General features: G+C 70.9%; 13 protein-coding genes and 1 tRNA gene. 4 read left to right on the top strand and 10 right to left on the bottom strand.

The window, feature by feature from the left end:
• Positions 1-51: 51 nt before the first annotated feature.
• Complete coding sequence (locus tag ACFUPX_RS41780) at positions 52-708, bottom strand: ANTAR domain-containing response regulator (RefSeq protein WP_249590519.1); 657 nt, start codon at positions 706-708, stop codon at positions 52-54.
• A gap of 97 nt (positions 709-805) precedes the next feature.
• Between ACFUPX_RS41780 and ACFUPX_RS41775 the strand changes: the two genes are divergently transcribed.
• Both ACFUPX_RS41775 and ACFUPX_RS41770 read left to right on the top strand, forming a co-directional pair.
• Positions 806-888 (top strand) — tRNA-Leu (locus ACFUPX_RS41775).
• A 235-nt stretch (positions 889-1,123) separates the two neighbouring features.
• On the top strand, positions 1,124-3,028 hold the full coding sequence (locus ACFUPX_RS41770; protein WP_383334551.1) for an alkyl/aryl-sulfatase: 1,905 nt from the start codon (positions 1,124-1,126) through the stop codon (positions 3,026-3,028).
• A 40-nt stretch (positions 3,029-3,068) separates the two neighbouring features.
• On the opposite strand, the gene pyk is transcribed toward ACFUPX_RS41770, so the two are convergent.
• Positions 3,069-4,505 carry a pyruvate kinase gene (gene pyk, locus ACFUPX_RS41765; protein ID WP_383334549.1) on the bottom strand — a complete coding sequence of 479 codons (1,437 nt, stop codon included), beginning with the start codon at positions 4,503-4,505 and terminating at the stop codon, positions 3,069-3,071.
• Positions 4,506-4,661: 156 nt separating this feature from the next.
• A complete protein-coding gene (locus ACFUPX_RS41760; RefSeq protein ID WP_383334547.1) occupies positions 4,662-5,375 on the bottom strand; it encodes an SIMPL domain-containing protein in 714 nt (237 codons plus the stop codon).
• A 137-nt stretch (positions 5,376-5,512) separates the two neighbouring features.
• Here ACFUPX_RS41760 and ACFUPX_RS41755 point away from each other — a divergent pair, with 137 nt between their 5' ends.
• Entirely contained in the window at positions 5,513-7,318 is a 1,806-nt protein-coding gene (locus ACFUPX_RS41755) for a bifunctional metallophosphatase/5'-nucleotidase (protein ID WP_383334545.1), read from the top strand.
• Between the two features lie 16 nt (positions 7,319-7,334).
• Here the strand turns inward: ACFUPX_RS41755 and ACFUPX_RS41750 are convergent, their stop codons facing one another.
• The 6 genes from ACFUPX_RS41750 to ACFUPX_RS41725 form a co-directional block, all read right to left on the bottom strand.
• Positions 7,335-8,777, bottom strand: coding sequence for a lysine N(6)-hydroxylase/L-ornithine N(5)-oxygenase family protein (locus ACFUPX_RS41750; protein WP_383334543.1), 1,443 nt, complete (start codon positions 8,775-8,777; stop codon positions 7,335-7,337).
• Positions 8,774-10,165, bottom strand: a complete 1,392-nt coding sequence (locus tag ACFUPX_RS41745) for a pyridoxal phosphate-dependent decarboxylase family protein (RefSeq protein ID WP_383334541.1) — start codon at positions 10,163-10,165, stop codon at positions 8,774-8,776. The genes ACFUPX_RS41750 and ACFUPX_RS41745 overlap by 4 nt, the downstream gene beginning before the upstream one ends.
• Before the next feature lie 165 nt (positions 10,166-10,330).
• Positions 10,331-11,182, bottom strand: a complete 852-nt coding sequence (locus ACFUPX_RS41740) for an NAD(P)H-binding protein (RefSeq protein WP_383334539.1) — start codon at positions 11,180-11,182, stop codon at positions 10,331-10,333.
• A gap of 115 nt (positions 11,183-11,297) precedes the next feature.
• Entirely contained in the window at positions 11,298-13,844 is a 2,547-nt protein-coding gene (pepN, locus tag ACFUPX_RS41735; protein WP_383334537.1) for an aminopeptidase N, read from the bottom strand.
• A 96-nt stretch (positions 13,845-13,940) separates the two neighbouring features.
• Positions 13,941-14,276 carry a chorismate mutase gene (locus ACFUPX_RS41730; protein WP_383334535.1) on the bottom strand — a complete coding sequence of 112 codons (336 nt, stop codon included), beginning with the start codon at positions 14,274-14,276 and terminating at the stop codon, positions 13,941-13,943.
• An 11-nt stretch (positions 14,277-14,287) separates the two neighbouring features.
• Entirely contained in the window at positions 14,288-15,196 is a 909-nt protein-coding gene (locus ACFUPX_RS41725; RefSeq protein WP_383334533.1) for a helix-turn-helix domain-containing protein, read from the bottom strand.
• Positions 15,197-15,332: 136 nt separating this feature from the next.
• Here ACFUPX_RS41725 and ACFUPX_RS41720 point away from each other — a divergent pair, with 136 nt between their 5' ends.
• Positions 15,333-17,141, top strand: a complete 1,809-nt coding sequence (locus ACFUPX_RS41720; protein WP_383334531.1) for a beta-galactosidase family protein — start codon at positions 15,333-15,335, stop codon at positions 17,139-17,141.
• Between the two features lie 59 nt (positions 17,142-17,200).
• On the opposite strand, the gene ACFUPX_RS41715 is transcribed toward ACFUPX_RS41720, so the two are convergent.
• Positions 17,201-20,293: an endo-alpha-N-acetylgalactosaminidase family protein gene (locus ACFUPX_RS41715; protein ID WP_383334529.1), complete on the bottom strand. Its 3,093-nt coding sequence runs from the start codon at positions 20,291-20,293 to the stop codon at positions 17,201-17,203.
• Positions 20,294-20,777 lie beyond the last annotated feature (484 nt).

The raw sequence follows: 20,777 nt of genomic DNA, 5'->3' as shown, positions 1-20,777 counted from the left end.
CCCCGAAGCCGGGGTGCGGGCCTTCCTCGTACGCGTGGTGCGAGCGGGGGGCTACTGCCCCTTCGCCGCCTTCTTCTCGTCGGCGTCCTCGATGACCGCCTCCGCGACCTGCTGCATCGAGAGGCGCCGGTCCATCGACGTCTTCTGGATCCAGCGGAACGCGGCGGGCTCGGTGAGGCCGTACTCCGTCTGCAGGATCGACTTGGCGCGGTCGACCAGCTTCCGCGTCTCCAGACGCAGGGTGAGGTCGGCGACCTCGCTCTCCAGCGTCTTGAGCTCCGTGTAGCGCGAGACGGCCATCTCGATGGCGGGCACCACGTCGGTCTTGCTGAAGGGCTTGACCAGGTACGCCATGGCGCCGGCGTCCCTGGCCCGCTCGACCAGGTCGCGCTGCGAGAACGCGGTCAGCATGAGCACCGGGGCGATGGACTCCTCGGCGATCTTCTCGGCCGCCGAGATGCCGTCCATGACGGGCATCTTCACGTCCAGGATGACCAGGTCCGGCTTGTGCTCGCGGGCCAGCTCGACGGCTTTCTCGCCGTCACCGGCCTCACCGACCACGGTGTAGCCCTCCTCCTCGAGCATCTCCTTGAGGTCGAGCCGGATAAGAGCCTCGTCCTCTGCGATGACGACACGGGTCGTCAGCGGAGGCACGTGCGACTTGTCGTCGTCATCGGCTACGGGCTGGGGCGACTCGGGGGAAGTCACGGGGGCTCCTTGTTGCGGGCCGGGCAGGTACTGCTGCCTCTGCAGCCTACCTAGCTGCAGGCCGCGACGGTGACCCGGTATAGTTCCGGCAGTGCCTGCCGGGTTGGTGGAACGGTATACACGGAGGTCTCAAACACCTCTGCCTGAAAGGGCTTGCGGGTTCGAGTCCCGCACCCGGCACAGCGAAGGAGAAGCGGGTGCTCACGACAGCGTGAGCACCCGCTTTTCTGCTACGTGAATACCCTCGCCCATTACGGAAAGTAACCGGCAGGCGTTCTGGTGCCGATCCGGCACCCGCCCCGCGCCGCCCGCGCAATAGGACGCGTCACTCCCCTTCCGCGTCCCGCCTGGGAGCTGCCCCAAATCCCCGGCGAACCCTTGCCCCGCCCCGTTCCCCGCTGCGATCTTCGGCCGCATGACTCCCTTGAACCGGCGCAGCTTCGTCGCCGCCGCCGCGGGTGCCGCCGCGGCGGCCGTGGCCATGAATCCTCACACCGCGTTCGCGGTCGACCGTGACGGCACCGACCAGGGCGGTGACGACTTCGCCGACGCCGACAAGGGGTTCATCGCCGCCCTGACCCCGGGTGTCGTGAAGAACGCCAAGGGGCAGGTCGTCTGGGACGGCGACGCGTACGGCTTCCTCAAGGACGACGCCCCCAGGACCGCGCACAAGAGCCTGTGGCGCCAGTCGCGGCTCGTGTCGAAGCAGGGGCTCTACAAGGTCACCGACCGCGTCTATCAGGTGCGTGGTCTCGATCTGTCGAACATGACGGTCGTCGAAGGCGACACCGGCATCATCGTGATCGACCCGCTGATCTCCGCCGAGACCGCTGCCGCCGCCCTGAAGCTGTTCCGTGCGCACCGCGGCGACAAGAAGGTCACCGGGCTCATCTACACCCACCCCCACGTCGACCACTTCGGCGGCTGCCGCGGTGTGCTGCCGGACGGCGCGGGGGACGTACCGGTCCTGGCGCCCGAGCACTTCATGGAGCACGCCGTCTCGGAGAACGTCTACGCCGGTACGGCGATGCAGCGGCGCTCCGGCTACATGTACGGCGCGCAGCTGCCCAAGTCCCCCGCGGGGCAGATCGGTTGCGGTCTCGGGCAGACCGTCTCCGTGGGGTCGATCGGGCTGATCCCGCCGACCAAGGACATCACCCGGACCGGTCAGACCGAGACGGTCGACGGGGTGAAGTTCGAGTTCCAGATGACGCCGGGTACCGAGGCGGCGGCGGAGATGAACTTCGTGCTCCCCGAGCTGCGTGCCGTCTGCATGGCGGAGAACGCGACGCACACGATGCACAACATCATCACGTTGCGCGGCGCCCAGGTGCGGGACGCGCGGCAGTGGGCGCACTACCTGAACGAGTCGGTGGTCCTCTTCGACGGGCGGGTGGACGTCGCCTTCGCCTCGCACCACTGGCCGACGTGGGGCGGGGACACCATCGTGGAGCTGCTCGGACAGCAGCGGGATCTGTACGCGTACATGCACGACCAGACGCTGCGGATGATCAACGCGGGGATGACGGGGCGGGAGATAGCCGAGGAGATCGAGCTGCCGCCCGCGCTGGCCGGCGTATGGGCGAATCGCGGGTACTACGGGTCGCTGAGCCACAACGTGAAGGGCATCTACCAGCGCTACATGGGCTGGTTCGACGGGAATCCCGCGCACCTGTGGGAGCACCCGCCGGTCGAGGAGGCCAAGCGGTACGTGAAGGCGATGGGGGGCCGCACGGCCACGGTCGCGAAGGCCAGGGCGTTCGCGCGCGGCGGCGATCCGCGGTTCGCGGTGACGCTGCTCAACCACGTGGTGTTCGCGGACCCGGGCCACCAGGCGGCGAAGTCGGAACTGGCCAAGCTCTACACCACGTTGGGCCAGGCGTCGGAGAACGCCGTGTGGCGGAACTTCTATCTGATGGGCGCCCAGGAGCTGCGCGAGGGCGTGCGGCCCTCCCCGACGACCGTGACGAGCGCGGACATGCTGATGGCCCTCTCCGTGGACCAGCTGATCGACTCGGTGGCCATCCGCGTGAACGGCCCGAAGGCGTGGGACCTGAAGCTGCGGATGGACTGGAGCCTTCCGGCGCTGGGGAAGATCTGGCATCTGACCTTGCGCAACGGCGTGCTGACCTACCGCGGCGACACGAAGAGGGACCCGGCAGCGGGCGTCACCCTGACGATGACCAAACCGCAGCTGCTCGCGATGCTCGGCGGCAAGGGGCTCGGTGACATCAAGGTCGAGGGGGACGCGTCGCTCCTGGCCGGGCTGCTCGGCGTGGTGGACAAGCCGGACCCGAATTTCGCCATCGTGACGCCGTAGACGCGGGCACATGCCTGATGCGGCTACCTGGGGCTGTCGTCTACTTGGGGCTGTCGTCCTCGCCGATGTGGTGGATGCGTACGAGGTTGGTGGAGCCCGCGACTCCGGGCGGCGATCCCGCGGTGATGACCACGATGTCGCCCTTCTCGCAGCGCCCGTACCTCAGGAGCAGCTCGTCGACCTGGTTGACCATCGCGTCGGTGGACTCGACGTGCGGGCCCAGGAACGTCTCGACGCCCCAGGTGAGGTTCAGCTGCGAGCGCGTGGCCCGGTCCGGGGTGAAGGCGAGCAGCGGGATCGGCGAGCGGTAGCGGGAGAGGCGGCGGACCGTGTCGCCGGACTGCGTGAAGGCCACGAGGAACTTGGCGCCGAGGAAGTCGCCCATCTCGGCGGCGGCGCGGGCCACCGCGCCGCCCTGGGTGCGGGGTTTGTTCCGCTCGGTCAGCGGCGGAAGGCCCTTGGCGAGGATGTCCTCCTCGGCGGCCTCGACGATGCGGCCCATCGTGCGGACCGTCTCGATGGGGTACTTGCCGACGCTGGTCTCGCCGGAGAGCATCACCGCGTCCGTGCCGTCGATGACGGCGTTCGCGACGTCCGAGGCCTCCGCGCGCGTGGGGCGGGAGTTGTCGATCATCGAGTCGAGCATCTGGGTCGCGACGATGACCGGCTTCGCGTTCCGCTTGGCGAGCTTGATGGCGCGCTTCTGGACGATCGGCACCTGCTCCAGGGGCATCTCCACGCCCAGGTCACCGCGGGCGACCATGATCGCGTCGAAGGCGGCGACGATGTCGTCGATGTTCTCGACGGCCTGCGGCTTCTCCACCTTGGCGATGACGGGAAGGCGGCGGCCTTCCTCGTCCATGATGCGGTGGACGTCCTCGATGTCGCGTCCGCTGCGGACGAAGGACAGCGCGATGACGTCGAATCCTGAACGCAGGGCCCAGCGCAGGTCCGCCTCGTCCTTGTCGGAGAGTGCGGGGACGGAGACGGCGACACCGGGGAGGTTGAGTCCCTTGTGGTCGGAGACCATGCCGCCTTCGACCACGGTGGTGGTGACGCGGGGCCCGTCGACCGCGGTGACCTCCAGGGTCACTTTGCCGTCGTCGACGAGGATGCGCTCACCGGGGGTGACGTCGTCGGCGAGACCGCCGTAGGTCGTGCCGCAGGTCTGGCGGTCGCCCTCGACGCCCTCCTCGACGGTGATGGTGAACTCGTCACCGCGTTCAAGGAGTACGGGTCCTTCGCTGAAGCGGCCGAGGCGGATCTTCGGGCCTTGAAGGTCCGCGAGGACGCCGACGCTGCGGCCGGTCTCGTCGGAAGCCTTCCGTACGCGCTGATAGCGCTCCTCGTGCTCGGCGTACGTGCCGTGGCTGAGGTTGAAGCGGGCCACGTCCATTCCGGCTTCGACCAGTGCCTTGATCTGGTCGTACGAGTCGGTGGCGGGGCCCAGGGTGCAGACGATTTTTGCTCGGCGCATGCTTCGAGCCTAGGCCTTACCGGCCGGTAGAGAATTGGCTGGGCCTGACTACTCAACAACCTTTGCGTGAAAGGTTATTGACAAGTGTTGAATTGGGCGGGGCGCTGCTCTGATGAGCGATTTACCGAACGCCCCGCCGTGTCGGAACCTGCGTGACTACAGTCGCGGCGGCGTCATCGTGAAGCGCGCGTTCACCTGTGCGTAGACGTGCTGCCGCTGGGGTTCGAGGTCGAGGGGTGCGGCCTCCTGGAACGGGTCGGCCGCGCCGCCGTACGCGACGGTGCGCATGGCGGGCGCCGGGGCGCCGTACCCGTACGGCTGGGCGTTCTCGGCGCCGATGTCGGCGAGCTCGACGAGGGCGGCGAGCGTGGTCCCCAGCGCCTCCGCGTACTCCCGGCCCCGCTGCACCGCCTCCCTGACCGCGTGCTGGCGGGCGTCGCGGTGGGTGGGCGAGTCGGGGCGCAGGGCCCAGTAGGGGCCGTCGACCTGGGTCAGTTCGAGGTCCGCGAGGCGCGTGGTGAGCTCGCCGAGCGCGGTGAAGTCGGTGAGCTCGGCGGTGATGTGGACCCGGCCGTGGTAGGCGCGGACGCGTTCGCCGCGGCCGTGCTTGGTCAGCTCGGGGCTGATGGAGAAGGCGCCGGTCTCCAGCGTCTCGACGGATTCGCCGTAGGTCTTCACGAGGTCGATGACGCCCGCGTTGCGGCGCGTGAGGTCGTTCAGGGCGTCGCGCCGGTCGGTGCCGCGCGCGCTGACGGTGATCCCGATGCGGGCGATCTCGGGGTCGACTTCGAGGTGCGCCTCGCCCTTCACGGCCAGGCGCGGGGCGTCGGGGGTGCCGTAGGGGGCCGGAGTGGGGGTGGTCTCGTCCATGCGGCCACTCTCGCACTGGGGAGCGGCACCGGACAGTCATCGGATCGAAACCTGCGGGGTCTGTTGCCGGTGGGGCGGTCGGGGTCAGAATCTACGCGCGTTACATCGATCGGCCAAGGCTCCAAGGAGAGTACGAAATGCCGCTGAACCGCCGGAAGTTCCTGGGCAAGTCCGCCGCTGCCACGGGCGTGGCACTCGCGGGCGGCGTGGCCGCCGCACCCTCCGCGTCGGCGCGGGCGCACGGGAAGCCCGCCAAGCGGAAGAAGCGGTACTCGTTCACCGTGATGGGCACGACGGACCTGCACGGCAATGTCTTCAACTGGGACTACTTCACGGACAAGGAGTTCGACGACAAGGACCACAACGACGTGGGCCTGGCGAAGATCTCCACCCTCGTGAACGAGATCCGCAAGGAGAGAGGCCGCCGCAACACGCTCCTGATCGACGCGGGCGACACCATTCAGGGCACCCAGCTCTCGTACTACTACGCCAAGATCGACCCGATCACCGCCGCGCGCGGCCCGGTCCATCCGATGGCGCAGGCGATGAACAGCATCGGCTACGACGCGGCGGCGCTCGGCAACCACGAATTCAATTACGGGATTCCGGTGCTGCGGAAGTTCGAGGAGCAGTGCGATTTCCCGCTGCTCGGCGCCAACGCCCTCGACGCGAAGACGCAGAAGCCCGCTTTCCCGCCGTACTTCATGACGCGCCTGCGCACCCCGCACGGCCGTGACGTGAAGGTGGCGGTCCTTGGTCTGACCAACCCCGGCATCGCGATCTGGGACAAGGCCAACGTCCAGGGCAAGATGACCTTCCCGGGTCTGGAGGAGCAGGCGGCGAAGTGGGTGCCCAAGCTGCGCTCCATGGGCGCGGACGTCGTGATCGTCTCGGCGCACTCCGGCTCCAGCGGCACTTCCTCGTACGGTGACCAGCTCCCGTACATCGAGAACGCGGCCGGCTTGGTGGCCGAGCAGGTGCCCGGCATCGACGCGATCCTGGTCGGGCACGCGCACACGGAGATCCCCGAGTACTTCGTCGAGAACAAGGAGACCGGCAAGAAGGTCGTCCTTTCCGAGCCGCTGAAGTGGGGCCAGCGCCTGACGCTCTTCGACTTCGACCTGGTGTGGGCCAAGGGCCGCTGGACGGTGGAGAAGGTCGGCGCGAAGGTCCTCAACTCCAACACGGCGGCGGAGGACAAGAAGGTCACCCGGCTCCTCGCGGACGAGCACAAGAAGGTCGTCGCGTACGTCAACCAGGTCATCGGCACCTCGACGCAGGCGATGAGCACGGCCGAAGGCCCGTACAAGGACGTCGCGATCATCGACCTGATCAGCCACGTCCAGGCGGAGACGGTCAAGGAGGCGCTCAAGGCCGGCCCGTACGCGGCGCTCCCCGTGCTCTCGCAGGCCTCGTGCTTCTCGCGGACGGCGGGGATCCCGGCGGGCGAGGTGACGATCAAGGATGCGGCGGGGCTCTACCCGTTCGAGAACACCCTGGAGGCGCGGCTCATCACGGGCGCGCAGCTCAAGGACTACCTGGAGTTCTCGGCGCGCTACTACGTGCAGACGGCCGTCGGCGCCCCGGTGGACCCGGCGAAGCTGACGAACGCGGACAACACCCCGGACTACAACTACGACGCGCTGTACGGCGTGACGTACGAGATCGACATCGCCAAGCCCGTGGGTTCCCGGATCGCGAAGCTGAGCTTCGACGGCTCGGACATCGACCCGAAGGCCGAGTTCGTGCTCGCGGTGAACAACTACCGGGCGAGCGGCGGCGGCAACTTCCCGCACGTGCCGGCCGCCAAGCAGCTGTGGGCGAACTCGGACGAGATCCGCAACACGATCATCCAGTGGGTCCAGGCGAAGGGCACGGTCGACCCGGCCCAGTTCGCCTCGGTCGACTGGAAGCTGACGCGCGAGGGCACCCCGGTGTTCTGACGCCCCCCGGGTCGCGTCAGCTCTTGAGGCGTACGAGGGTCCCGCGCTGCTCGCCGATGAGTCCGGCGGCGGTGCGGGCCTGGGGCGCCTGCAGGCCGAAGCTGGTGAACGCCGTGCGCTGCGGGAGCGGGTAGGGGGACGTCCCCGTCAGGGAGTTGAGGATGGTGGCGCTGCGCCAGGCGGCGAGCCCCAGGTCGGGGGCGCCGACGCCGTGGGTGTGGCGCTCGGCGTTCTGTACGTAGACGTTGCTGCCGCCGCCGGTGATGGAGGGGTCAAGGACGAGGCGGTACTGCTCGTCGATGCGGGGGCGCTCGGAGGAGTCCCTGCGGATGTACGGGTCCAGGCCGCCCAGCAGCTGGTCCAGGGGGCGCTCGCGGTACCCCGTGGCGAGGACGACCGCGTCCGTGGTGAGCCGGGAGCGGGTGCCCTGCTGGAGGTGTTCCAGGTGGAGCTCCACGCGGGTGGTGGCGACGCGGCCCGCGGTGCGCACGGAGACGCCGGGGGTGAGGACGGCGTCGGGCCAGCCGCCGTGCAGGGTGCGCTGGTAGAGCTCGTGGTGGATGGCGGCGATGGTGTCGGCGTCGATGCCCTTGTGCAGCTGCCACTGGTGCGGGACGAGGCCGTCGCGCACGGCTTCGGGCAGGGAGTGGAAGTAGCGGGTGTAGTCCGGGGTGAAGTGCTCCAGGCCCAGCTTGGAGTACTCCATGGGCGCGAAGGCCTCGGTGCGGGCGAGCCAGTGGATCTTCTCGCCGCCCAGCGGACGGTGCTTGAGCAGGTCGAGGAAGATCTCGGCGCCGGACTGGCCCGAGCCGATGACGGTGATGTGGTCGGCGGCGAGCAGCCGCTCGCGGTGCAGGAGATAGTCCGCCGAGTGGATCACGGGGACCGCGGGGGCGTCCGCGAGGGGCTTCAGGGGCTCGGGGACGTAGGGCGCGGTGCCGACGCCCACGGCGATGTTCTTCGTGTACGTCCGGCCGAGCGCCTCGGCCTCGCCCTCGGCGTCGAGCTGGGTGAAGTCGACCTCGAACAGGCTGCGTTCGGGGTTCCAGCGCACCGCGTCGACCTGGTGCCCGAAGTGCAGCGCGGGCAGGTTCTCGCTCACCCAGCGGCAGTACGCGTCGTACTCGGCGCGCTGGATGTGGAACCGCTCGGCGAAGTAGAAGGGGAAGAGCCGCTCGCGGGTCTTGAGGTAGTTGAGGAAGGACCAGGGGTTCGCCGGGTCGGCGAGGGTCACCAGGTCGGCGAGGAAGGGCACTTGGAGGCTCGTGCCGTCGATGAGGAGCCCCGGGTGCCAGTGGAATCCGGGCCGCTGTTCGTAGAAGGCGGCGTCGAGTCCGGCCAAGGGCTGGGCGAGGGCGGCGAGGGAGAGGTTGAAGGGGCCGATGCCGATGCCGACCAGGTCCCGGGGGTCCTCGGGGGTGGTGAGCGGCGGGGCGGGCTTGTCGTTCTGGCCGGTCATCGGGGGGTGGTTCCTTCCACGAGCTTCAGAAGCTCGGCGAGGTCGCCGGGCCGGGTGTGCGGGTTGAGCAGAGTGGCCTTGAGCCAGCGGCGGCCGTCGATCGTGGCCCGCCCGAGCACGGCGCGGCCCTGGCCGAGCAGCTCACGCCGTACGTACGCGATGTGGTCGTCGTCGGCGCCGGCCGGCCGGAACAGGACCGTGCTGATGACGGGCCGGTCGTACAGCTCGAAGCCGGGGTGCGCGTCGACGAGGACGGCGAACTCCCCGGCCTGCGCGCAGACCTGGTCGACGAGCGCGCCGAGCCCCTGCTGCCCCAGGGCCTTGAGGGTGACGGCGATCTTCAGTACGTCGGGGCGGCGCGTGGTGCGCAGGGAGCGGCCGAGGAGGTCGGGCAGGCCCGCTTCGGTGTCGTCGCCCGCGTTGAGGTAGTCGGCGTGGTGGCCCAGGGCCGCGAGGTCGTGGGGGTCGCGCACCAGGATCAGCCCGGCGGCGACGGGCTGCCAGCCGAGTTTGTGCAGGTCGAACGTGATGCTGTCGGCGCGCTCCATGCCGTGCAGGAGCCCTCTGCGTACGTCGCTGAAGAGCAGCGGACCGCCGTACGCGGCGTCGACGTGCAGGCGGGCGCCGTGCTGCGCGCAGAGGTCGGCGACGCGGTCGAGGGGGTCGATGAGCCCGGCGTCGGTGGTGCCCGCGGTGGCGGCGACGAGGACGGAGCCGGGTGGTCCGGGGAGCCCTGCGAGTGCTGCGTCCAGCGCGGCCGGGTCCAGGACACCGGCGGGGGCGGGAACGACGACGGGTTCCGGCATGCCGAGGAGCCAGGCGGCGCGGCCCAGGCTGTGGTGGGCGTTCGCGCCGACGACGAGCCGGAGGGGGCCGTGCGCGGCGGTGCGCTCGCGGGCCAGGAGCAGGGCGAGCTGGTTGGACTCCGTGCCGCCGGTGGTGATGAGGGCGTCTCCCCCGCCGGCGCGGTAGGCCTGTGCCGCGAGGGCGCGCGTGACCAGGTTCTCGACCTCCGATGCGGCGGGCGCCTGGTCCCAGGAGTCCATGGAGGGGTTGAGCGCGGACGCGGCCAGGTCGGCGGCGACGGCCAGGGCGAGCGGCGGGCAGTGGAGGTGGGCGGCGCACAGGGCGTCCGCGGGGTCGGCGGCGCCCTCGGCGAGGGTGTGGACCAGCGTGCGCAGGGCCGCTTCGGAGCCTTCGCCCCGGGTGGGCAGGACCTCGCCGACGGCCTCGCGCACCCGGGCGGCGACGGCGGTGGGGCCGCCCGCGGGGAGCGGCCCGCCGCGGGCGGTCGCCCCGGTGCGCAGGGCGTCCAGGGCCGCGGTGAGCAACGGCCGCAGCGCGTCGGGTCCTTGGGCGCCTCCGGCGAGGGGCGGCGGAGTGCTCATGGGCGACGTCCTTCGGGTGCGAGGCTGGAGGGCCAGCCTGTCTGCCGAGCAGGCGGCACGCCCGGAGAGCTCAACGATCCGAACCCGAAAGTGGTACTGCCGTGCGGAGAGAGCGTGTCGGCGCGGGCAGGAATGCTACGGCCTGCGCGTGGCTGTTCCCGGGGTTCAGTTGCCCTGTGTGAAGTCCTCCCTGTGGTCCTGGGCCCACTGCGTGAACGTCCTCGCCGGTGTGCCCGTCACCGACTCCACGGTGGAGGTGATCTCCGGCGCGACACCGACGGCCGCGGCGAAGGACTTCAGGAGTGCCGGCAGCATCGCCGCGGGGACGTGCGGGAACATCGCCTCGGTCACTTCCTCCGGCGGCACCTCGTCGAACCGGAGGTCGCGGCCCAGTGCCCGGCCGATGGCGTGGATCTGCTCGTCGGTCGATACCGCGGTCGGCCCCGTGAGGCGGTGGACGGCGCCCCGGTGTCCGTCGTCCAGAAGTGCTCGAACGGCGACGGCGGCGATGTCGTCCTCGTGGATCGGCGCGGTGAGGGCTCCCGCGAAGGGGCCGCGGACGGTGTCGCCCGCCCGGATCTGGTCCGCCCACTGAAGGGAGTTGGTGGCGAAGGCGTTGGGCCGCAGGAAGGTCCAGCCGAAGCCACCGAGGCGCACCCGCTCCTCCAGGTCCGCGTGCGCGACGTAGAGGGGATGGGTCTGGTCGGCGCCGTCCTCGACGATGCCCGATGACAGCATGACGACGTGCTCGACGCCGCCCTTGCGGGCCGCTTCGAGCACCGCGTCGGCGTGCTCACCGACGGCCGCCATGTGCAGGAACAGCGCGGTCGCGCCGTCGAACAGCGGGGCGAGGGCGGCCGGTCCGGCGGCGGGGTCGAAGCGCGCCATCTCGGCGCCCGCGGGCAGCTTCGCCCGCCGCGGATCACGGGTCAGCGCGCGGACGGGTGCCTGCGCGGCGGTGAGCTGGGCGACGAGGGCGCGGCCCACGTTTCCGGTGGCACCGGTGGCGACGATCACAGGGAGCTCCTAGGGATTTCGTGCTGGATCTTCGACCCTAGGCGGGCGCGCGGGCCACGCAATCGTCGGCTGGGACCAAGTACGCGTAGGCCCGCGGACCTAGTCCCAGCACCGGTCAGGCCCTGGGCCCGGCGCCGGCCGCCCCCTGCTCCCCCGTCGCGTTGCGTACCTTCAACGCCCGTGCCAGGTCGTCCAGTTGGTCGGCCAGCTTGCGGCGCAGCGCCGGGATCGGGGCGGCGTCGCGCAGGCACTCCTCGCCCAGGCGGAGCGTCTCGGCGTCCACCGCGGATGCGGGGAAGGCCCACCGTCCGGCGACGTCGGCGATGGCGGGGCCGCGGCGAGCCGCCACGGCGACCGCGTCCTCGTAGTAGCGCGGGATGTACTCCCGTACGAGATCGGCCTGTTCGGGCTGCCAGAAGCCCTGGGCGGTGGCGGTGAGGAGGTAGTTGGAGAGGTCGTCGGAGGCGAACATGGCCTCCCACGCGCGGCGCTTGGCCTCCGGGTCCGGCAGCGCGGCACGGCAGCGGGCCGCGCCTTCCTGTCCGGTGGCGCTGGGGTCGCGCTCCAGCTCCGCGGCGATCGCGGACTCGTCGGCGGCGCCGAGGACGGCGAGGCGGGTCAGGACGCGCCAGCGCAGCTCGGGATCGAGCTCGGGGCCGCCCGGGACGGTGCCCTCGCCGAGCCACTCCTGGAGCGGGTCGGGGCGCGTCGCCACGTCGATGAAGCCGCGCACGGCGGTGAGCCGCAGGCCCGGGTGGGAGCCGTCCTCCGTGCGCCGGATCAGGTCGCGGCACAGCTCGGTGAGGGTGGTGAGGGCGAAGGGCCGCCGGGCCGGGGGCAGGAAGCGGCCCGCGACGTAGGTGGTGGCGAAGGCGAGGACGCCCTGGACGAGGGCGAGGTCGCTCTCGTCGGGGAGGTGGGCGCGGGCCGTCTCCAGGTAGACGGTGCCTTCCAGTTCGCCGTCGCGGACCATGTCGCGCAGGCTGTTCCACAGGACCGCGCGGGTGAGGGCGTCGGGGACGCGGGAGAGGCTGCGCAGGGCCGTCTCCATGGAGACGGCGTCCAGGCGGATCTTGGCGTACGTGAGGTCCTGGTCGTTCGGGACGATCAGCGCGGGGCGCCCGCCGTCGCGGGGCGGTGCGACGGGACCGGAGTGCGGGACGTCCGTCTCGTACCGCTCGCGCAGGACCAGGCCCTGGGTGTCGGTGAGGTCGCGGTCGAACACGCCGACGGCGACGCGGTGGGGGCGGCTGCCCTCGCGGTCGACGGCGAGGGTCCACTCGCGGGCGTCGTGGGTGACCGTCGGAGTGAGGGTGTCGACGCCGGTGGTGCGCAGCCAGGCCTCGGCCCATCCGTGCACGTCGCGGTCGGTGTTGTGCGCGAGGGAATCGATGAAGTCGGCGAGGGTGGCGTTGGCGAACTTGTGCCGGGCGATGTGGGTGTTGATGCCCGCGAGGAAGTCCTTCTCGCCGAGCCAGGCCACGAGTTGACGCAGGGCGGAGGCGCCCTTGGCGTACGAGATACCGTCGAAGTTGAGCATCGCGGACGCGGTGTCGGGCACGGCGTCCGGATCGGGTGCCACGGGGTGGGTGGAGGGGCGCTGGTCGGCGTCGTACCCCCAGGCCTTGCGGGCGACGCCGAAGTCGGTCCAGGTGTCCCGGAAGCGGGTGGCTTCGGCGGTGGTCTGGAAGCCCATGTACTCGGCGAAGGATTCGTTCAGCCAGATGTCGTCCCACCACCTGAGGGTGACGAGGTCGCCGAACCACATGTGGGCCATCTCGTGCGCGATGACCATGGCGCGGGTCTGCCGCTCGGTCTCCGTGACGGCGGAGCGGTAGATGAACTCGTCGCGGAAGGTGACGAGTCCGGGGTTCTCCATCGCTCCCGCGTTGAACTCCGGGACGAACGCCTGGTCGTACGAGTCGAAGGGGTAGGGCTCCTCGAACTTCTCGTGGTACCGGTCGTAGCACGCGCGCGTGACGTCGAGGATCTCGTCCGCGTCGGCGTCCAGGAAGGGCGCGAGCGAGCGGCGGCAGTGGATGCCGAAGGGCAGTCCGCGGTGTTCGGTGCGGACCGAGTGCCAGGGGCCCGCGGCGACGGCGACGAGGTACGTGGAGATCAGCGGGGTGGCCGCGGCCCGCCACACGCCCTCGCCGACGGGCTCGGTCACGCCGTTCGCCAGGACGGTCCAGCCCTCGGGGGCGGTGACGGTCAGCTCGAAGACGGACTTCAGGTCCGGCTGGTCGAAGGCGGCGAAGACCCGCTGCACGTCCTCCAGGAACAGCTGCGTGTACGTGTACGTCTCGCCGTCCGTGGGGTCGGTGAAGCGGTGCATGCCCTCGCCGGTGTGCGAGTAGCGCATGGCCGCGTCGACGCGCAGTTCGTGCTCGCCCGCGGTGAGGCCGGTGAGCGCGAGACGGTTCTCGACGAGGTCCGCCGGGTCGAGCGGGCGCCCGTCGAGGGTGACGGAGCGCAGCTCGGCCGGCTTGACCTCGACGAAGGTGTCGACCGTGGCCGCGGGCTCACCGAGCGCCGTGAACCGGATGACGGTACGGGAGTCGAAGGTCTCGGCGCCCTGGGTCAGGTCGAGCTCGACCGTGTACCTCTGGACGTCGATGAGCCGGGCTCGGGTCTGCGCTTCGTCGCGCGTCAGTACGGACATGGGTCCATGCTGCCCGACGCCACCGACAACCGGGCGGGAGGCCCGGATTCCGCGTTCAGCCCCCAGCGATACCGGGGGCGCTCCCGCCGGTCCGCCTCACGCCGACTTGGCGATCGTCTCGTGGTGGCGGATGACCTCCGCGATGATGAAGTTCAGCAGCTTCTCGGCGAACGCCGGGTCCAGCTTCGCGTTCTCCGCGAGCTCGCGCAGGCGGGCGATCTGGCGGGCCTCGCGGTCCGGGTCGGCGGGCGGGAGATGGTGGTTGGCCTTGAGATGGCCGACCTGCTGGGTGCACTTGAAGCGCTCGGCGAGCATGTGGACGACGGCCGCGTCGATGTTGTCGATGCTGTCGCGCAGGCGGGACAGCTCGGCGCGCACGGCCTCGTCCGTGGGCCCGGCGCCGTTCGCGTCACTTGTGTGGCTGGTGGTCATGGTCCACGAGCCTACGTTGCCGGTCCTTCGCCGCCGACGGCGGAAGAGCGCAAAATCGGCGGGTCGTCGGGGTCGGGAATCTGCTGCGACCAGCCGCCCGGGACCGCGCGTCCCTGCTGCTCGCGGAAGCGGACCGGCGCCATGCCGACGCGGCGCGTGAAGAGCCGCGAGAAGTACGCCGGGTCGTCGTAGCCGACCCGGCGCGCGACGGCCGCCACCGGCAGCTCCGTGGCGGCGAGCAGCTCCTTGGCGCGCCCCAGGCGGATGCCCAGGAGGTAGTCCTTGGGACTGCACCCGGCGCCCCGGCGCACCGCCGTGCGCAGCTCCGCGGGGGTCATGCCGTGCCGCGCCGCGTGCTCGGCGACGGAAAGTGGCTGGAAGGCGTCGCGGGCGAGCGCCTGGAGCACCGGGTCGCCGTCGGGGGCGATGTCGGCGCGGGCCCTGCGCAGCGCGACGAGGAGCTCGTGGACGGCGGCGCCCGTCTCGACCTCCAGGAGCGGATTGCCGCGCCGTGCCGCGCGCGCGATGCGCCCGACGGCGGCCCGCGCGCCGGTCGCGTCGGAGAGCGGCACCACCGGCCTGCCGGGCTCTATGTAGCCCAGTTCGGTGTACGTCGCCGTGGCGGGCCCCGTGAAGTCGACGAAGCACTCGTCCCAGCCGCTCTCCGGGTCGGGCCCGTAGTGGTGGCGCACTCCGGGGGTGAGCCAGATCAGCGCGGGCGCCGTCACCGTCGTACGCCTGCCGTCGGGCCCCTGGAACCAGCCGCCGCCCGCGCTGACGACCACGGCGACATGGTGGTCGAGGGTGCGCGGGCCCACGGTCGGCAGGAGGCCGTGCTGGAGTCCCACGCCGAGGCAGGCGAGGCCGAGGCGGTGGTGGGACGGGCTCGGCGTGAAATACCGCATCCACGTGTGGTACATCCGCTGATGCCCCTTTCATCCGGGCCGCGGCCCGCTCGCTGCGTCCAACCCGCCTAGATCTTTGTCCATGGACCCTGCCGCCCGCCAGAGGTGATCGTGGCTGATCAGTGGTGAGCGAGAGGGACACAAGGACACGATGAACGGCTTCAGTGTGGGCGAAGACGATTTCGAACTGGACGGGCGGCCCGTACGGCTGCTCTCCGGGGCGCTGCACTACTTCCGTGTGCACGAGGCCCAGTGGGGCCACCGCCTGGCGATGCTGCGCGCGATGGGGCTCAACTGCGTGGAGACGTACGTCCCGTGGAACCTCCACGAGCCGCGTCCCGGAGAGTTCAGCGACGTCGGGGCGCTCGGCCGCTTCCTGGACGCGGCCCGTGACGCGGGCCTGTGGGCGATCGTCCGGCCGGGGCCGTACATCTGCGCCGAGTGGGAGAACGGCGGTCTTCCGCACTGGCTGACGGGCGCGGTGGGGGCACGCGCGCGTACCCGCGACGCGGAGTACCTGGGCCATGTGGACCGCTGGTTCGGCCGCCTCCTGACGGAGGTCGTCCCGCGCCAGCACGACCGGGGCGGCCCGGTGATCATGGTGCAGGTCGAGAACGAGTACGGCAGCTACGGCTCGGACCAGGTCTACCTGCGCCACCTCGCCGATCTGCTGCGCTCCGAGGGCGTGAGCGCGCCGCTGTTCACGTCCGACGGCCCCGAGGACCACATGCTCACCGGCGGCTGCGTTCCGGGTGTCCTGGCGACGGCCAACTTCGGCTCGCAGGCCCGCGCGGCCTTCGAGACGCTGCGCGGGCACCGCCCCAAGGGGCCGCTGATGTGCATGGAGTTCTGGTGCGGCTGGTTCGACCACTGGGGCGCGGAGCATGTCGTGCGGGACGCGGTGGACGCCGCGGACGCGTTGCGCGAGATCCTGGAGTGCGGGGCCTCGGTCAACCTCTACATGGCGCACGGCGGCACGAACTTCGCGGGCTGGGCGGGGGCGAACCGGGGCGGCGGCGCGCTGCACGACGGCGTCCTGGAGCCGGACGTCACCTCGTACGACTACGACGCCCCCATCGATGAGTTCGGGCGCCCCACGGAGAAGTTCTGGCGCTTCCGCGAGGTGCTCGCCGCGTACCAGGAGGGACCGCTGCCGGAGCTGCCCGCGCCACCGCCCTCGCTCACGGAGCACGCCCAGGTCGGCCTCGCCCAGTGGGCGCCGCTGTCGGCCGTTATGGAGTCGCTCGGCGGCCCCGATGCGGAGTACGCCGTACCGCCCACCTTCGAAGAGCTCGACGTCGACCGCGGCCTGGTCCGGTACACGGTGACGGTGCCGGGTCCGCGGCGGCCGTATCCGCTGCGGGTGCGGGGGCTGCGGGACCGGGCCGTGGTGTACGTGGACGGGGTGCGGGCGGGCGTCCTCACTGAGGAGGAGCCCTCGCTTCCCGAGCCTGTCGCGGGGCACGCGCGCGTGGAGCTGTGGGTGGAGTCCCTGGGGAGGGTCAACTACGGGCCGCGGACCGGCGAGACGAAGGGCATCACCGGCGGGGTGCTGCACGAGCGGCAGTACTTGCACGGGGTGCGGGCCAGGGGGCTGCGGCTGGACGCGTTCGCCTCGGCGGAGGCCGTGCGGGAGGTTCCGGCGTCGGCGGAAGCGGCGGCGGGCCGCCCCGGCCTGTACCGCGGCACGGCAGAGGTGCACGGCCCCGGCGACGCCACGCTCCAGCTCCCCTCCTGGACGCGGGGGTTCGTGTGGGTGAACGGCTTCAACCTGGGCCGCTACTGGTCGGCGGGCCCGCAGACCTCGCTGTTCGTCCCCGGCCCTGTGCTGCGGGAAGGCACGAACGAGGTGTGGGTCCTTGAGCTCGAAGGGGCGGACGGGGCGGAAGGGGCCGAAGGGGCGGAGGAGGCAGGCGCGGGGACGGTCACGCTCTCCCCGGTCCCGCCGGAAGGGCTGTAGGCGGCGAGGGAGCCGGAGAGGCCCGCTGTCCGCGGCCTCTCCGGCTCCCTCGCGTCCCCTCAGACCTCGCGCACCTCGAAGGCGTCCAGGACGAACTCCGCGGTGCCGTCGTCCCCGCTCTTGCGCAGCCCGACCCACGCCTCGCCCTTGGCGGGAGCGGTGAACTCGTACGTCAGAGCGGTGGGCCCGGTAGCGACGGGCAGCTCCTTGCGCTCGATCTCACGGACCGCGGGTTCGTCGACGGCGGTGATCCAGGCGTACTGCCCCGCCTTCTCGTTCTCGTACCGGAAGGAGACGCGGTAGCGCTTGCCCGCTTCGAAACGGGCGGTGTGCGGCACGGTGCGGTAGACGAGCCCGGCGTTCTCGCCGCGGGACTTGAGGGACTGCCCGCCGTCGATGACGTCGTCGATCACCTTGCCGTTCCAGCCACGCTGCGTGAACGGGGCGTGCCGTTGCGCGATGTGCGTGCGCGGGTCGGTGACGTCCCCCGCGTCCCCCTTCACGAACGGCCCCCAGCCCTGTGGCACGTGCTCGAAGTCCTCGGAGGCGAGCGTGCCGCTGCCGGGGGCGCCCGCGCGCGTGGCGGACGCGCTGGAGACGATGCGTACGTTGTCGAAGCGCACGCGCGCGTGGCCCGCGTCGGCCCGGAGCGTCAGCTCGGCCGAGCCGCCCCCCGCGGGGACGGTGAAGGGCACGGACATCCGCTGGAAGCGGGTGCCGTGCTTGCGGTCGGCCGCCACGTAGTTGCCCGCCGTGGAGGTCCGCGTCCAGTTGGCGGCGGTGACGCCGTCGGCGGTGCGCACCTCCAGGGTGGCCTTCCGCTCGTCGCCGGCCTTCTCCCCGACCTCGACCTGTACGGAGGCGACGTACGCCCCTGCCTTCAGACGGCGCAGCCGCTGGCCGACGGCTGCCTTGCCGCCCGAGGCGACGACGAGTTCGTAGTCACCGAGCTTGCTCGGCTCGACGGAGGCCGGTCCCGAGACCTTCCAGCCGCGCAGGGACCCGGAGTTGAATCCGGGGTCGTGCAGCGGTGTGCCCTGCCCCCAGTCGGGCTCGGGCACGGCGGCGGCGCGCCTGCGGTAGAGGACGTAGGGCTGCTTGGCCTCGGCGTCCAGGGTCACCTTGCCACCGCGCACCGGCACATCGGCGACGAAGACGCGCCCTTGGTCGGTGAGCCGGTACAGGGCGACCTTGCCGAGCCCCGCCCATCCTCGCGGCAGCTGCCAACTGCCCGTCCCGCCCTTGGGGTTGTAGTGGTAGAGCTTGCCGGGATCGGTGGCCTTGCGGGGCTCCCAGGGAAGCAGATAGCTCCCCCCGTCATAGACGACGCGGCCGTCGGTCACGATCCGACGGGTACCCCCCGCGTCGGAGACCGTCGTTGCGCCGTCACCGAAGAAACAAATCTCGTGCTCGCCCCAGGACTTGATCGGGTGGGCCTGGAGATACTTGGCGGGCAGCGAGTCGGTCCAGATCAGATCGTAGAAATAGGACCAGTCGGTCTTTCCGACCCACCCTTCGAAGTTGCCCATGCGGGCGATGCCGAGAAGGGTCGGCCACTTGTCGGCGAAGACGTCCTTCTGATGGTTGCGGACGAAGCGGATCAGCCGCGAATTGATGCCGCGTGACGTGTCGGGACCGTAATCCGGTTCCGTGGCCCAGTGCGACCAGACGGACGAGCGCTCGAAGCCGTGTCCCCACTCGCTGGTGACGATCCAGCCCTGCTTGCGCAGCGTGCGCTGGAGCCGGTCGGAGGTCCACCCGGACTCGCGGAACACGTCGATATAGAGAGCGTTGAGCGCCCCGTCGGCTTCTCCCCGCAGATCGGCGAACCGCTTACCGATATCGCCCGACACCAGGTCACGCCGCTGATCGATGCGGTAACTCTGATCCAGCCAGTCCCACTGCTCGTCGGCTTTGTCGACCAGCTTCTCGGAGAACGCGTTGGCGACGGGATAGGACTCCGTGGCATTCACATGCACACTGAAGTCGCTGTTCCACTTCTTGCCTTCCCTGACCAGGGTATTGAGGTCCCCCAATCCCCCTGCGCGCTTATTGTAATTACCCGCGTAATCGGGATGGGCCGAGTCGTGCCCCTCGGACTGATACCCCTTGAGGAGCGTGTACTGGCGCAGGCCGTCCGTGGCCAGGTGGATCCGCTTGACGTTGTCGAGGGTCGCGAGGAACGGATTCGTCGCCTGCGAGGCGAAGTTGAACGGAATGTGCGGGACGACGCGCAGGTGCTGCTCGTCCGCGCCCAGCGGCTTCACCATGATGTCGCGGAACGCGATGGCCGCGTCCTGCCAGTCGACCTTGCCGTCGCCGTTGCGGTCGCCGGTGATGACGACGGTGGCGTACGGAAGGGGCTCGGTGTCGCCGACGGCCGCGGTGGCCGCGCGATGCGTCCACTGGCCGGGGGTCAGCCGGGCCTCCACGTAGCCGCTCCTCCTCACGGTCTCCCGCCAGAGCCTGCCGTTGTCCCAGGTGGTCCCGGCCTCGCCGGTGGGCTTGTCGTAGACGGTGTTGGTCTCGACGGCGCCGCCCAGCGTGTCGTGCGCGACGACCGCGTAGGCGCATCCGGTGGCCGCCTCCGCGGCGGTGTCCGGACCCGGCTTGACCTCGGTGTCCCCGCTCTTGGCCTTGTCGAGCTGGACCTTCGCGGCGAGCAGGGTGGCGCCCGGCTGATCACTGCGTACGGCGAGAAGAGCGAGGCCGGGGATGCGAAGGGTGCCGACGCGCAGGGCGTCACTGTCGTCGATCTTCGTCACGCGCCACTGCACCTGGCGCCCCTCGACGGCGATCTCGACGGCGACGGTGGCGCCGCCACCCCCCAGGGCGAGGCGGTACGCGGCCCGATCGCCCCCGACGGTCGCGGTCACCTTCGGGGTGTGCGTCACGTCGTCCACCAAGAGCGTGGTGACGGCCTCGGACTGGGCGTGCAGGACCGCTCTGGTCTTGCGGTCCGTGTACGAGATGACGCGGGGGAAGTCGGTGGCGACGCGTACGTCGAGGTCGCCGGAGCGCAGGACGGCTTCGCCCGCGGCCGCGGCGGCGGGAGCGGCGCCCCCGAGGCCGACGGCGACGCTGACGCCGGCCAGCGCGCCCGTGGCGACGACGGCTCTGCGGCTTGGGCCGGACGTGTCTGACGGCTGCATGGCACCCCTCCGTGGGACGGATCTCGGTGCGGTCACCCTGCGCCGGGAGGGACCTGTGCGCCCATGGACAAAGGGATTCAGGGTCTTGGACTATCGCCACCCCCCACTAGCCGCTCGGCTCCCACCAGCCCCCTCGTCCCCCGCATCCGCCTCCGGCCGAACAAGCCTTTCCCGCCCACCCGCCCGGTGCCCCGCATCCGCCCCTGATCGAACAAGCCTTTCCCGCCCGCCCGGTGCCCCGCATCCGTCTCTGGACGAACAAGCCTTTCCCACCTGGCCGCTGCCCCGCATCCGCCCCTGATCGAACAAGCCTTTCCCGCCCGCCCGGTGTCCCGCATCCGTCTCTGGACGAACAAGCCTTTCCCACCCGGCCGGTGCCCCGCATCCGCCCCTGATCGAACAAGCCTTTCCCGCCCGGCCGGTGTCCCGCATTCGATCCCGGGCCAGCAGAATTAGCGCGGGGCCGGACCGGGAAATCCGGTCC

This window comes from Streptomyces sp. NPDC057302 (assembly GCF_042667685.1).
Taxonomy (GTDB): domain Bacteria; phylum Actinomycetota; class Actinomycetes; order Streptomycetales; family Streptomycetaceae; genus Streptomyces.
This window is presented reverse-complemented; position numbering and strand designations above follow the sequence as displayed.

What these genes read in the sequence shown, in the direction of transcription:
- ACFUPX_RS41770 (WP_383334551.1), top strand. Translation starts at nt 1,124, where the DNA reads ATGACTCCCTTGAACCGGCGCAGCTTCGTCGCCGCCGCCGCGGGTGCC.
- pyk (WP_383334549.1), bottom strand. Translation starts at nt 4,505, where the DNA reads ATGCGCCGAGCAAAAATCGTCTGCACCCTGGGCCCCGCCACCGACTCG.
- ACFUPX_RS41760 (WP_383334547.1), bottom strand. Translation starts at nt 5,375, where the DNA reads ATGGACGAGACCACCCCCACTCCGGCCCCCTACGGCACCCCCGACGCC.
- ACFUPX_RS41755 (WP_383334545.1), top strand. Translation starts at nt 5,513, where the DNA reads ATGCCGCTGAACCGCCGGAAGTTCCTGGGCAAGTCCGCCGCTGCCACG.
- ACFUPX_RS41750 (WP_383334543.1), bottom strand. Translation starts at nt 8,777, where the DNA reads ATGACCGGCCAGAACGACAAGCCCGCCCCGCCGCTCACCACCCCCGAG.
- ACFUPX_RS41745 (WP_383334541.1), bottom strand. Translation starts at nt 10,165, where the DNA reads ATGAGCACTCCGCCGCCCCTCGCCGGAGGCGCCCAAGGACCCGACGCG.
- pepN (WP_383334537.1), bottom strand. Translation starts at nt 13,844, where the DNA reads ATGTCCGTACTGACGCGCGACGAAGCGCAGACCCGAGCCCGGCTCATC.
- ACFUPX_RS41730 (WP_383334535.1), bottom strand. Translation starts at nt 14,276, where the DNA reads ATGACCACCAGCCACACAAGTGACGCGAACGGCGCCGGGCCCACGGAC.
- ACFUPX_RS41725 (WP_383334533.1), bottom strand. Translation starts at nt 15,196, where the DNA reads ATGTACCACACGTGGATGCGGTATTTCACGCCGAGCCCGTCCCACCAC.
- ACFUPX_RS41720 (WP_383334531.1), top strand. Translation starts at nt 15,333, where the DNA reads ATGAACGGCTTCAGTGTGGGCGAAGACGATTTCGAACTGGACGGGCGG.
- ACFUPX_RS41715 (WP_383334529.1), bottom strand. Translation starts at nt 20,293, where the DNA reads ATGCAGCCGTCAGACACGTCCGGCCCAAGCCGCAGAGCCGTCGTCGCC.